This is a genomic window from Comamonas sp. 14P8.1.4 (genome assembly GCF_057799285.1).
Map to the genome: position 1 here is coordinate 98237 of NZ_JBYOKN010000004.1, position 13559 is coordinate 111795.

General features: G+C 59.4%; 10 protein-coding genes. 4 read left to right on the plus strand and 6 right to left on the minus strand.

Annotated elements, in window-relative coordinates:
• Window positions 1-69 precede the first annotated feature (69 nt).
• Together AC27VO_RS09745 and AC27VO_RS09750 are read left to right on the plus strand one after the other, a co-directional pair.
• On the plus strand, window positions 70-621 hold the full coding sequence (locus AC27VO_RS09745) for a tripartite tricarboxylate transporter TctB family protein (protein ID WP_488666514.1): 552 nt from the start codon (window positions 70-72) through the stop codon (window positions 619-621).
• A complete protein-coding gene (locus tag AC27VO_RS09750) occupies window positions 621-2141 on the plus strand; it encodes a tripartite tricarboxylate transporter permease (RefSeq protein WP_488666515.1) in 1521 nt (506 codons plus the stop codon). The genes AC27VO_RS09745 and AC27VO_RS09750 overlap by 1 nt, the downstream gene beginning before the upstream one ends.
• Before the next feature lie 66 nt (window positions 2142-2207).
• On the opposite strand, the gene AC27VO_RS09755 is transcribed toward AC27VO_RS09750, so the two are convergent.
• From AC27VO_RS09755 to AC27VO_RS09770, 4 genes are all read right to left on the minus strand, one after another.
• Window positions 2208-3737 carry an SLC13 family permease gene (locus AC27VO_RS09755; RefSeq protein WP_488666516.1) on the minus strand — a complete coding sequence of 510 codons (1530 nt, stop codon included), beginning with the start codon at window positions 3735-3737 and terminating at the stop codon, window positions 2208-2210.
• Between the two features lie 125 nt (window positions 3738-3862).
• Complete coding sequence (gene nth / locus AC27VO_RS09760; RefSeq protein ID WP_488666517.1) at window positions 3863-4513, minus strand: endonuclease III; 651 nt, start codon at window positions 4511-4513, stop codon at window positions 3863-3865.
• Window positions 4514-4680: 167 nt separating this feature from the next.
• Window positions 4681-6369, minus strand: coding sequence for a ShlB/FhaC/HecB family hemolysin secretion/activation protein (locus tag AC27VO_RS09765; RefSeq protein ID WP_488666518.1), 1689 nt, complete (start codon window positions 6367-6369; stop codon window positions 4681-4683).
• A gap of 56 nt (window positions 6370-6425) precedes the next feature.
• On the minus strand, window positions 6426-7658 hold the full coding sequence (locus tag AC27VO_RS09770) for a collagen-like triple helix repeat-containing protein (RefSeq protein WP_488666519.1): 1233 nt from the start codon (window positions 7656-7658) through the stop codon (window positions 6426-6428).
• Between the two features lie 338 nt (window positions 7659-7996).
• Here AC27VO_RS09770 and AC27VO_RS09775 point away from each other — a divergent pair, with 338 nt between their 5' ends.
• Window positions 7997-9193, plus strand: coding sequence for an aminotransferase-like domain-containing protein (locus AC27VO_RS09775; protein ID WP_488666520.1), 1197 nt, complete (start codon window positions 7997-7999; stop codon window positions 9191-9193).
• Window positions 9190-9417 (plus strand): SlyX family protein, encoded by a 228-nt coding sequence (locus tag AC27VO_RS09780; protein WP_488666521.1) that lies wholly within the window; start codon window positions 9190-9192, stop codon window positions 9415-9417. Before AC27VO_RS09775 ends, AC27VO_RS09780 begins: the two co-directional genes overlap by 4 nt.
• Window positions 9418-9736: 319 nt before the next feature.
• Here AC27VO_RS09780 and AC27VO_RS09785 read toward each other — a convergent pair whose 3' ends face one another.
• Together AC27VO_RS09785 and map are read right to left on the minus strand one after the other, a co-directional pair.
• Window positions 9737-12328, minus strand: coding sequence for a [protein-PII] uridylyltransferase (locus AC27VO_RS09785; protein WP_488666522.1), 2592 nt, complete (start codon window positions 12326-12328; stop codon window positions 9737-9739).
• A 184-nt stretch (window positions 12329-12512) separates the two neighbouring features.
• On the minus strand, window positions 12513-13328 hold the full coding sequence (gene map, locus AC27VO_RS09790) for a type I methionyl aminopeptidase (protein ID WP_488666523.1): 816 nt from the start codon (window positions 13326-13328) through the stop codon (window positions 12513-12515).
• Between the last annotated feature and the right edge of the window lie 231 nt (window positions 13329-13559).

Genomic DNA, 13559 nt, shown 5'->3' on the forward strand with positions numbered 1-13559 from the left:
GTTATTGATAGCTTCTAGCGTTTATTAAATAAGGGCTAGAGCCTGTTTTTGTGCTTAAAGGAGTGCGGCATGTCTGATCACGTGCAAGCCCCCCCATCCCCGGACGTGATGCCCACGGTCCCTTCCGCGCGCTGGCAGGCTGCCATGGGTGCGGCCGTGGTGGTTGTGGCCATTGGTATGGGCATTGGTGCCCGAATGATTCCGGGTGACGCAGGCTACGGCGGTGTCGGCCCTAGCTTTCTACCCTGGCTGTCCGCCGCGGTGCTGGCACTGTGCGGCGTGTGGCTGGTGTGGGAGGCGCTGTCGGGCGGCTACCGCCATGCAGCACCGCCCAGCGGCAGCCAGCGTGCAGACATCGGGCCGTTTGTCTGGGTCTCTGCGGGCCTGTTGCTCAATGCGGGGTTGATTGAGCATCTGGGCTTCATCCTCAGTTGCACGCTGTGCTTTGTGATGGCGGTGCAGGGCCTGCGCCGTGCCCAGGGACAGACGCAGACTTTGCGCTGCAGCGCCTTGCTCAAGGATGTGTGCATCGGGCTGGCCATTGCCGCCCCCGTGTTTTGGGCTTTCACACAATTTCTGGCCATTAATTTGCCGGGACTGACGCAAACGGGGTGGCTGTGATGGAACTTTTTGATGCACTGATGCAAGGCTTTGCCGTCGCCGCTACGCCGGTCAACCTGCTGTGGGCGTTGCTGGGTTGCGCCTTGGGTACGGCCGTGGGCGTGCTGCCAGGGATTGGCCCGGCCGTGGCGGTGGCGATGTTGTTGCCCATCACGGCCAAGGTGGAAATTACGGCCTCGATGATCTTTTTCGCGGGCATTTACTACGGGGCGATGTATGGCGGCTCCACCACCTCCATCTTGCTGAACACCCCGGGGGAGACGGCCAGCATGGTCACTGCCATGGAAGGCAACAAAATGGCCAAGAGCGGCCGTGCCGGCGCAGCACTGGCTACGGCAGCCATTGGCTCGTTTGTGGCTGGCACGGTGGCCACGGTGGTCGTGACCTTGTTCGCCCCGACGGTGGCCGACTTTGCAGTGCGCCTGGGGCCGCCCGAGTACTTCATGCTGATGGTGCTGGCTTTCACCACGGTGAGCGCGGTGTTGGGTCAAAGCAGCCTGCGCGGTATGACCGCGTTGTTTGTCGGCCTGGCCATGGGCTGCGTGGGGATGGACCAGATCTCTGGCGCCGCGCGCTATACCGGCGGACAGATGGAGCTGATGGACGGCATCGACATTGTGCTGGTGGCCGTGGGACTGTTTGCCGTGGCGGAGGTGCTGTATGCCGCTTTGTACGAAGGCAAAGTGGTCGAGACGCAAAATCGGGTGGCCCGGGTGCATATGACACGCCGGGACTGGAAGCGCTCGGTGCCCGCGTGGTTGCGCGGCACGGTGATCGGTACGCCGTTCGGTTGCATCCCCGCTGGTGGCACGGAGATTCCTACTTTCTTGAGCTACGCCACCGAGAAAAAACTGGCCAAAGGCGCCGACAAGGCCGAGTTTGGTACACAAGGTGCCATTGAAGGGGTGGCTGGCCCCGAAGCGGCCAACAATGCCACGGTGACGGCTGCGTTGATCCCGCTGCTGACGCTGGGCATTCCGACCAGCAACACCACGGCGGTGCTGCTGGGCGCCTTCCAGAACTACGGCATCAACCCCGGGCCACAGCTGTTCAGCAGCGCAGGGGCACTGGTGTGGGCACTGATTGCTTCGCTGTACATCGGCAACCTGATGCTGCTGGTGCTGAACCTGCCCATGGTGGGCTTGTGGGTCAAGCTGCTCAAAATTCCACGTCCGTACCTGTACGCCGGGATTTTGATTTTTGCCACCGTGGGTGCCTACGGCATGCGGCAAAGCACGTTCGATCTGTTCTTGCTCTACGGCATTGGCTTGCTGGGCGTGGTGATGCGGCGCTTTGATTTTCCGACGGCCCCCGTCGTGGTCGGCATGATTTTGGGGCCACTGGCCGAAGCACAAATGCGCAACGCCGTGGCCATTGGGGAAGGCAGCTTCGCCATCTTCCTGCAGCGACCCATGGCGTTGACGCTGGTGATCATTGTGCTGCTGGTGTTTGTGGTGCCGCGTGTGCTGCACCGCTGGTCGCAAAAGCGTGCGCTGCGCATGGAGCAGGCGGCAAGCTAAGCCGCATCGGGACGCTGCATGTCAAAAGCCCCGCATTGCGGGGCTTTTGACTGCTGTGTGCGAGGCTTAGCCTGCCGACTGCAGCGTCATGTAACCCATCATGGGCCAGTAGGTCAGTGCGAACACCACCAGCAGCGCCGTGGCGGCGACGGTCAGCACCAGGCCGGTGCGCACATAGTCTTTGATGTCAAAAGTGTCGGTGCCGTAGGCCAGCATGCCTTGCGGCGAGTTGACCGGCAGGATGAAACCAAAGCTCACCACGAACTGCAGCAGCATGGTCATGCCGATGGGGTTGATGCCCGGTGTTTCCACGGCTTGCAGCACGCTGATGATGATGGGGATCATGGTGGAAGCCAGCCCCGTGGCACTGGCAAAACCCAGGTGAATCACAATCAGGAACAGCGACAGCAGCATCAGAATGGCGAAAGCCGTGGCATTGGTCAGCCCCAGGTTGTCCACAATCAGCTTGGCCAACCAGGGCGCTGCCTGGGTCTTGAGCAAGGCCGAGCCCATGGCAATGCCGATGGCAAACAGCACCACTGTGCCCCACGGAAAGCCCTTTTGAGATTCCTTCCAGGACATGACGCCCAGACGCGGCATGAGCATCAGCGCAATGGCCACAATGGTGGAAGAAGTGGTGTCAATGTTGTGCAGCACACCTTCGGTGGCCCAGAAGCCCAGCAACACCAGCGTGATGGCCAGCAGCTTCCACTGGTTGAGCGTCATCTGACCCAGGGCCAGCAGTTGCTGGCGCACGGCTTCACGGCCTCCGGCAATGTGGTCCATCTCTGGCTTGAGCATGCGGGTCATGATGAAGTACAGCAGCACGGTCAAGCAGGCAGAGAAGGGCGCGCCGGCGACAAACCATTCACCCCAGGTGATGGTCTGGCCAAATTGCTTTTCGATGAAGCCGATGGCCACCATGTTCTGGGCGGCAGCCGTCTTGATGCCCACGTTCCACACGCTGCCGGTCTGGGCTGCGGTGATGACCACCAGGGCGGCAAACTTGCTGCGGCGGTCCGCACCAAAAGCGGTCAAAAAGCCCAGCATGATGGGCATCAGGCAGGCCACACGTGCGGTGGCGCTGGGCACGATGAAGGACAGCAGGAAGCCGACCAGAATGGCCCCCATGACCACGTGGTTGGCACGTGCCGGGACATAGGACAGCACTTGCAAGGCAATGCGCTGGTCCAGTCGTGTAGCGGTCATGGCTGCGGCAATAAAGCATGCCGCTGCAACCAGCACCACGGCGCTGTTGCTGAAACCATCGAGGGCATAAGGCAGGGCCGCTTTGGTGCCCATCATGACCGCGCTGATTCCCTCTTTGCCTGGCACAGGGCTGATGGCGAGCAAACCGATCATCAATGCGCCAATGACCAAAGCGGACACCGCGTAGTCCAGCGCCTCCGTCATCCACACAATCACGGCGAATGCCAAAATACCCAGCATCATTTGCCCTGCTTGGGGCAAGCCGGCAATGGGTGGCATGAAGACGATGGCCAGCAGGATGATGAAGGCCGCAGCGAGACCGATTCTCGGCATCAGCTTGGCGGGTGCAGGTGCGGCCGGGGTGGCGGCAACAGAGGCGCTTGACATTGAGGTCCCTCTTGGTGGGTGTTGGTGACCAGTTCAATGTACGAGAGCTAGGGTTAACGCTTATTGCTTTGCGTCAAGCCTTGGCGGAAGTCAAATTCACGAAATATTTTGTGACAAAGCGGTGCTCAGCGGCTGGCTTTGGGCGCTTCGCTTTTGGGCTGGAAATCGCACTGTTGGGTGACCAAGCATTCCCAGCATTTCGGTTTACGCGCCTGGCAGACATAGCGCCCAAGCAGAATCAACCAGTGGTGGGAGTCCACAGCAAACTCTGCAGGCACGCGCTTGAGCAGTTGTTTTTCGACTTCCAGCGGTGTTTTTCCTGGGGCCAGTCCCGTGCGGTTGCTGACCCGAAAGATGTGGGTGTCCACCGCCATGGTGGGCTGGCCAAAGGCGACATTCAGCACCACATTCGCGGTTTTTCGGCCAACGCCAGGCAGGGCCTCCAGCGCTTCACGGGTGTTGGGGACTTTGCTGTCGTGTTGCTCGACCAGAATCCTGCAGGCCTCCATCAAATGTTTGGCTTTGCTGCGGTACAGACCGATGGTTTTGATGTAACCCTCCAGCCCTTCCAGGCCCAGATCCAAAATAGCTTGCGGCGTGTTGGCCACTGGGAAAAGCTTGCGCGTTGCCTTGTTGACGCCCACATCGGTGGCTTGCGCGGACAGCAGCACCGCGGCGAGCAACTCGAAAACGGTGGTGTATTCCAGCTCGGTCTGGGGCGTGGGGTTGGCTTCACGCAGGGTGGTGAAGAAAGGCTCTATCGCAGATTTTTTCATGGGGCATAAAAAAGGATGGTCGTATTTTCTACGAACCATCCTGGGTGTGTGCGGGATTGCGCACTTAGGCCCACGCGAGCCATTTGCGGCACAGCTGTTTGGCCAACCCGTCTTTAGCGCTACGTTGGGGGGGGGACCTTGAGAGCGCTAGGTGGAGTGGGTGCCGCTTATTGACCTAACTGATACGTCAATGCCAGGCTATAGCGCAGTTTTTGCTCTGGGTTGTAGGGGCTTTTATCGCCATGGGGTTTAGAGACTGCCAGATCCAACGCGTAGTGCTTGCTATCGCTCAGGCGCACACCCAGACTGGTGGATTGCAGTGTTTGGCCTGAAAAATCGGCGCTGTGGAACCAAGTTTTTGCATGTTCGTAGAGCAGATAGGGCTCCAGTGTCTTCAGCCATTTTCCATCAGCGAATGAAAATTGGCGATTGGCTTCGAAGCTGACACCCAGCCCTTGGTCGCCTGCAGCCTCACCACTGCGATAACCATGACCAAACCGTGTGCCACCGAAGGAGATCCGTTCGGAGGTCGGCAGCGTATGCGATGTAGTTTGTCCGCCGAGCCCGAAACCTGCACCAAACATATTCTTGGCACGCCAGCGTACGTTGTAGTCAACGGACAGCCTCGAGAAATCCAGTTTGGCGTCATTGTTTCCCAATAGCACCGAGCGATTGAGCTCCGCTCCCAGTGCGTCAATACCTTGGGTAAAACTCAAGCCTGCAGATTGCTGTGATTGAGGGGATACCTTGATCCAGTTCCAGTGGGCTTGGATGGCCCGGACCTTCTCTTCGTCCATAAAGGCCAGGTTAAGTGCAGGGAACTCGTAGTTCTTTTTGTAGTTCAATCCAAAAACAGTAGCGCCAATCACGGTGCTGCCAGTGTTGGAGAGGTGAAGTGGGTGGGTGATGCCGGCACTGAGCTTGCGTTGCGATGTGGTGTCCTGCAAGGAGTTGCCAATGAAATTGTCTTGCCCACGGAATTCAGAGGCAACAACCGACAGGCGCGTGCCTTTGGCGTTCAGTGTTTGATTCAAGGTGGCAGAGACAAAGCGCTCCTTGTTCCAGTCATCCAGCAGCGAAGTGAACTGCCATTGAGAGCCTCCCCACAAGGGATCGCTCAAAGTGAGCGTCGCAACCGCTTTGGGGTCTCCCTGGCGCAAGTCGGCGCCTACATTGAAGAGCACGGGGGGTCGGTCCAGCATAAGGGTAAGTGGCGTGCCACCGTCGGTCGTGGTGGGCAGTGCCGCAGCAACGCCCACTTTCAGATTGTCTAGCCGCGACATCAAGAGTGTCTGCCGCTCAAACACTTCTTTGCTCAAGGGGCGCTGCTCAACCACGGGTTGAGCCATGGCCTCTAAGAGTTGCTGAGATTTGCCGCTATCCCCTTGCAGAACGACGCGGTTGATATGGCCTTCCACAGCCACCACTCGTACAACGCCCCCTTCAAAACTCTGCTCAGGCAGGTACACAAAGGAGAGGGCATAACCTGCTTTTTGGTAGGCATCGGTAGCTTGCGCTACTGCATTTGCCAAGTCTGCGATGGTGATGCGTTTGCCCGAGAGGGGTTGAAAAAAAGCAGCAATGGTTTCAAAAGGCAGGGCATGGACGCCGGAAATTTGAATATTGTTGGCTTGAACAGCTTGCTGCAGAGGTTGTACCGGCTGCAGCCCCTTGCTCAGGGTGAGCGCAGAGGCGGGCGTGCTCCAAGTTTGATTGAGCAGCTGCGTGGTTTGTGGCAGCGTATCCAGAGGGTTACCTGTTGGAGCACCAGTTTGTGCCCAGGCAGAAATGAGATTGGCTGTGCCCAAAGAGCACAGCCAAACAGGGTGACAAATCCAACCTAATTTAATTCGCATGGCACTCCCAATTATTTGGAGGGGGAAGTGCCTACCTCCCCCTCACCGAAGGCGATTTACTTTTTAGCGATGCTGCCCAAGCCATTGAGCAAGTTGAAGACAGGGCTCAACAATCCGTTGGATGTGGCGGTGCTCCCTGCGGTCGCGCTGCCCGCGACAGTGACTGTGCCACCGCTCAGCAAGCTGCCACCCAGCAATCCGCCATTCAGAAGGCCCCCTGTCAGACCGCCCAAAAGCCCTCCGGACAGTATCGTCCCGCCACCTGCCGTGGCGGAACCCGTAGAACCACCAAGCAGGCCACCGCCCAGCAATCCGCCACCCAGCAGGCTGCCGCTCAGCAGGCCGCCTGACAGCAGGCCACCTTGACCTAGCAAGCTGCCGGTGAGCAGGCCACCACTCAGCAAGCCACCGTTGCCGCTACCCAGCAGATTGCCGCCTAGGAGCCCACCAGTCCCTGAGGCTGTAGCGCCCGTGCCAACAAGGCCTCCCAGAGAGCCAACGACCTGGCCCACTTCTCCAACCAGCAAACCTACCGGTGCAATCACAGGCACCTGGGTGTTGTAAGCGGAAACACCGACGTTGGTGACAAGGCCTCCCACCATGGTGAGCAGGTTGTTAATGGGTTGTCCCAGGCCGGTGGTGTCACCCACTTGCTGCACAACGCCGACGGTATTGATCAGCAATGGGGCTGCCAGGTTGCTGACGGTGCCGGTGACGCTGCCCAGAGGCCCATCAGTAATGAGCCCGCCGACGGTGTGGCCCAGGTTCCCCACCACGCCGCCTACTTGGTTCACAGCACCGCCAGCCACATCGGTGACCAGCGCTACAGGCCCTAGGTTGGCGCCAACACCCTTGACCAGCCCGCCCACGCCAGAGACAGCCCCCCCAACGTGCACAACGGTACCTTCCAGGCCCGACAATGTGGTGCCTACAGGATCGGTGGTCTCACCAATTTTGCCGAGGCCGCTGCGCAGGCCCAGGGTCAGCGAGTCCACCGCTTTACCGGTTTCACTCAAAACCGTAGCGGTTGGCGCCGCCGCACTGGCAAGCACAGGGGCATTGCCTAAAACGCTGGTGGTAACACCCGCAACATCGGTAGTGATTTTGCTGACGGTGCCGGTGGTGTCGGCTGTTTCTTTGACGGTGGCCTGCAATGCGGCTACCGCCGCATTGGGCTTGGTCGTGGTCGTGCTGCCGCCGGGCGTAGAAGAGCCTCCGGCGCTGGAATGGACGGAACCGCTGGAGCCGCAAGCGGTGAGCGCTACAACGGCCGCAGAAACCGCTAACATTTGTGCAGTTCGGTGTAAGTGAAAGGTGGGTGAGCGCATGTTGGACTCCAGGTTGTAAAACTAAGTAAGTGCATGCTCTCTACTCGTGAAAATGTGTGCCAATTAATATTTTCGGTAAGTTTTTATATTTGAATAGTTGAAATTTAAATATTGAATAATCAAAATATTAAATATATGAATTATTAATAGTTTTTATATTTAATATATGACGCAATAATCCCTCCTCACGGATTTGTTCGAAAGATTAGCATTCGAATAAAAAGCCGCTTGTCGGAAATTGCTGATTTGCAAGACAGAATTCATAAGGCATTGAATTTTTAAATGAAAGGAAATTCTTGATGCAATTTGCCAAACGATTGGATAACGTAGAAACATCGGCCATACGCGAATTATTTAAACTGCTGGGTAAGCCAGGGATTATTAGTTTTGCAGGCGGATTTCCCGACAGCGCCATGTTTGACGTGGCGGGTATTCAAGACGCCTCGAATAAGGCCTTGGCTGAAAATGCCGGCCTGGCGCTGCAATACGGTGCAACAGAAGGTTTCGGCCCGCTGCGTGAGCAGTTGGCGGCCTTCATGGCAACCAAAGGCGCCAAGGATGTGTATGCGGAGCAACTGATCGTCACTACCGGGAGCCAGCAGGCGCTGGATTTGCTGGGCAAGTGCATGATCAGCCCGGGCGACAAGGTGATTGTGGAAGGGCCGACCTTCCTGGCCACCATCCAGTGCTTCCGTCTGTATGGCGCAGAAGTGATCAGTGCGCCGGTGGATGCGCAGGGCGTGATCGTGGAAGAACTGGAAAAGCTGATAGCCGAGCACCAGCCCAAGCTGGTCTACCTGATTCCCACCTTTGGCAACCCCAGCGGTGCCACTTTGAGCCTGGAGCGCCGCAAGCGTGTGCTGGAGTTGGCGGTGCAGCACCAGACACTGGTGGTGGAAGATGATCCCTACGGTGATCTGTACTTCGATGTGCCTCCGCCTGCCAGTTTGCTGGCGCTGTCCAGTGAGGTGCCAGGCAGCCGTGAATGGCTGGCGCACTGTGGCTCGCTGTCGAAGGTGCTGAGCCCTGGTCTGCGCATTGGCTGGCTGATTGCCAACCCCGAGCTGCTGGCCAAGGCCGTGATGTGCAAGCAATTCAGTGATGCCCACACCAGCACGTTTGCCCAAGCCACTGCTGCGCAGTACCTGCTGGCGGGTCATATGCCTGCCACTTTGGCCAAGGTGCGCAAGGTGTACGCCGCGCGTGCCCAGGCCATGATGGCGGCTTTGCGTGCGGAGCTGGGCGATGCTGTTGCGTTCACCGAACCGCAAGGCGGCCTGTTCCTGTGGGTTACGCTGACCGGTCAGAGCGGTAAACTGGCGGATGCGAATGTGTTGGCCAAAAAAGCGATCGAAGCCGGTGTGGCCTTTGTGCCGGGCGCTCCGTTTTTTGCGCAGCAGCCCGATAACGCGACCTTCCGTCTGTCGTTTGCTACGGCCGATGAAGACAAGATCCGCGAAGGCGTGGCGCGTCTGGCCCAGGCGATGGCAGCATGAGCGATGCCCCGTCTTTTTCCGCGCTGGAAGCGCGGGTGATGGATCTGGAGGTCAAGGCCAGTTATGCCGACGACCTGCTGGAGCAGCTCAATATGACCATCTACCGCCAGCAGCAGCAAATTGATGCGCTGATCAACGAGGTGCGCCAGCTGAAGCTGCAGGTGCCCGAAGGCGCCCAGGGTGCGTCCCGCAACCTGCGGGACGAGCTGCCGCCGCACTATTGACGGTGTGCCTCTGCCATCCGCAGGATGGCGGTGGTTTTGTGAAAAAAGTAGCGCCTAGCGCTGGTCTTTCAAGAATTTCAGATAGAAAACTATGTGAAATCCTTGGTAGGTCAGCGCCAGGCGCTCTTTATTTGTGGATGGCTGCCGTAGATGTTGGCGGATGGGAGTGATGGCGGCATGTGAGGAGGTCGCTGCTAGCTATCCGCTGTTCACGGTGCCTGCTGCGCCAGCAGACCTTGCGGTCGCCCTGTGTGCCAGCGCGGCTGTGCAGTCAGGCAAGCCCCGGCCAAGCCACCTTGGTATGAGCCTGAAAAAGCGCTTACTCCTCCAGCATCTGCACCAGCTGGGTCTCGATCTGCAGTTGCTTGGCGTTGTTGGCCAGGCTGGCGCCTTGCACCAGAAAGCTGTCTTCCACGCGCTCGCCCAGGGTGGAGACTTTGGCCAGCTCCACGCTCAGGCCGTGTGTGGCCAGAATGCGCGCTACCGAATACAGCAGACCGGCGCGGTCGCTGGCCGAGATGTTGAGCAGCCAGCTTTGCGCCTTCTCATCCGGCGTGAGGGTGACGCGCGGCACCATGGGGAAGCTGCGCACGCGGCGCGACAGGCGGCGTTTGATGGGCTCGGGCAGCGGCTCTTTGCTCTGAATGGCTTGGGGCAGGCCGTTTTCAATCAATGCAGTCAGCTCGCGATAGTGCATTTGTAGTTGTTCCGAGGCGATCTGGAAGGTATCCAGCGCATAGCCGTTGCGTGCGGTGTGAATGCGCGCGTCGACCACCATCAGTCCAGCGTTGTCAAAGTAGCCACAGATGCGGGCAAACAGGTCGGTCTGATCGGGTGCGTACACCAGCACCTGCACCCCTTCACCGGCCAGCGACTGGCGTGCCCGCACGATGGGCGTGGGGCTGCCTACGTGGCGTGAGAGCTGGCGCGTGTGCCAGGCGATGTCAGCAGGTTCGTGGCGCATGAAGTAACTCACGCTCAGCGTGTCCCACAGGGCTTGGTGCGACTCGTGGGGCTGGGCCGACAGCGCCAGTTGCACCAGCGCGTCGCGCTTGCGCGCTTCCACCAGTGACTGGGCATCGGGCGCGCGCCCACCCAGCACGCGCATGGTGTTGTGGAACAGGTCTTCCAGCAGCTTGGCCTTCCAGCCGTTCCAGACCTTGGGGCTGGTGCCGCGAATGTCGGCCACCGTCAGCAGGTACAGCGCGGTGAGTTGGCGCTCATTGCCCACGCGCTCGGCAAACGCACGGATGACATCGGGGTCTGACGTGTCCTGCTTTTGCGCCACGGTGCTCATCTGCAGGTGCTCGCGCACCAGAAACTCGACCAGTGCGGCGTCTTCGCTGCTCATGCCGTGCTGGCGGGCAAAACGCTTGACCTCGATGGCACCGATTTCGGAGTGATCGCCCCCGCGGCCCTTACCAATGTCGTGGAACAGGCAGGCCAGGTACAGCAGCCAGGGCTTGTCCCAGCCGCTGGCCAGCTGGGAGCACAGCGGGTATTCGTGCGCATGCTCGGCCATGAAAAAGCGGCGCATATTGCGCAGCACCATCATGGTGTGCTGATCCACCGTATAGACGTGGAACAGGTCGTGCTGCATTTGACCGACGATGCGGCGGAACGACCAGAGGTAGCGCCCCAGCACCGAGGTGGCATTCATCAGGCGGAAGGCGTGGGTCTGCCCGCTGGGTGCCTGCAGAATCTGCATGAAGGTCTGGCGGTTGACCGGGTCCTGGCGGAAGCTGTTGTCCATCAGGTCGCGGGCACTGTAGAGGGCGCGCAACGTGCGTGCGGACAAATCGCGTAGACCGGGGGATTTTTGGTAGGTCAGAAAGGTCGCCAGGATGGCCTGGGGGTCTTTTTGGTAGAGGTCGTCGCTGGAGACTTCGATCAGACCGTCCTTGTCGAAAAAGCGCTCGTCGATGTATTTGAGCTCGGCGTTGTTGGGGTACAGGTGGGCCTGAATGTTCAGCAGCAGAATTTGCTGTAGCTGCATCACCGCCTTGGCGGCCCAGTAGTAGCGGCGCATCAGCACCTCGCTGGCGCGCACGGGCATGGTCTCGCCGGCGGGCGTGTGGCTTTGAATGCCAAAGGATTCAGCCACGGCAGACTGCAGATCAAAAATCAGGCGGTCTTCGTGGCGGCCCGACAAAGCATGCAGCTTGGCGCGGATCAGGCTCAGTGTGGCCTCGTTGCGCTCCAGCTGGGTGGCTTCAAACTCGGTGGCAATCCCTGAGGCAGCCAGCTCGCGCCAGGTGCGCCCCAGCCCCGCCGCTTGCGACACCCACAAAATGGTGTGCAAGTCCCGCAGGCCGCCTGGCGATTCCTTGCAGTTTGGCTCCAGCGAATAGGGGGTGCCCTCGTGCTTGATGTGGCGCTGGCGCAGCTCCAGCGTCTTGGCGGTGAAAAAGGCCTTGGGGTTCAGGCTGGAGCGGTACTGCTTTTGAAACTCGGCAAACAGCGCCGCATCGCCGTCGATAAAGCGTGCCTCCAGCATGGCGGTCTGGATCGTGACGTCATTCTTGGCTTCGGCCACGCATTCGCTGATGGTGCGCACGCTGGAGCCAATTTCCAGACCGGCATCCCAGCAGGCACCAATAAAGCGTTCCAGGTCTTCCGTCAGGGCCGCGTGCTCTTCGGTGCGGTTGCCGGGCAGCAGCAGCAACACGTCCACGTCGGAGGCCGGGAACAGTTGCTCGCGCCCATATCCGCCCACGGCAACCAAGGCAATCTCCGCGGGCAGGGTGGTGGCTGTGCGGATGGCGCACAGGTGCTTGTCCGTCAGGCGTGACAGCTTTTGCAGCACGCCGCGAATGCCCCGGGTGCTGGCGGCGGGTGTGCGCAGCGCATCACTGATGGCTGCTTTTTCCTGGCGGTAAGCGGAACGCAGGGTGCCGAGTTCGGAGTTCATAGCGCAAAAACCTGTCTGACAAAAACTGGCAACAACCTAAGCAAGAAATATGCACACGCAAGCGGTGCTAGCGAAGATTGGCTCAAAGTGTGCACCAATCTCGGTGCCTGCGTGCCCAAAGTGGGGCACAAAAAAAGGCAGCGGGCCGGAGCGCGCTGCCTGGAGTATTCAGTACATGGGCTGCTTAGCAGCGGATGCTTTGAATGAAGTCCGGTGGGGTGGGCGAACCTTGGGACCAGGTCAGGATGTCGTAGCCGGTCTTGGTGACGGCCATCATCAGCTCCCACTGGGCCGACAGGCTGCGGTCCTTGGTGACGATGGTCCAGCCGTCCTGGCCCATTTCTTTCACATCGCGCTTGCCCAGGTTGAGCATGGGCTCAATGGTGAAGACCATGCCTTCTTCCAGCACTACGCCTTCGCCGGGCTTGCCGTAGTGCACCACCTGGGGTTCTTCGTGGAACTTCTGGCCAATGCCGTGGCCGCAGTACTCGCGCACCACCGACAGGTTGTTTTTTTCTGCAAAGGTTTGAATGGCGTGACCAATGTCGCCCAGCGTGGCGCCGGGTTTGACTTGCTGGATGCCCAGCCACATGGCTTCAAAAGTCAGTTTGTCCAGGCGCTTGCCGGCAATCGTGCCTTCACCGATCTGGAACATGCGGCTGTTGTCGCCGTACCAGCCGTCTTCGGTGATCACGGTGACGTCCACATTGATGATGTCACCCTTCTTCAAGGCCTTGTCATTGGGAATGCCGTGGCAAACCACATGGTTGGGCGATGTGCACAGGTGCCCTGGGTAGGGTGGGTAGCCAGGGGGCTGGTAGCCAATGGTGGCCGACTTGGTGCCCTGCTGGGCCATGCATTCGGCGCCCAGACGGTCGATTTCTGCCGTGGTGATGCCGGGCTTGATGTGGGGGGTGATGTAGTCCAGCACTTCCGAAGCCAGGCGGCCTGCAATGCGCATGCGCTCAATGTCTTCGGGTGATTTGATGGTGATGCTCATGGTGGGTGATTATTCCACTGGCTGGGTTTGGGCGACGGCGCAGGTGCACTTGTTGACATTGCTAGCAGGGTGTTGGGGATTGCGTGCAAGGCATACGTCTATTCCCCCTGCTCATATCGCTTTCCATATAAAGAGTATTCAGCCCGGTAAAATAAGCACTCTCTCGATTCAGCGCCCAGCTTTGCGGGTTGCCCCACGGGGCTGGACGCTTTTCACAAGCCTTCACATAAA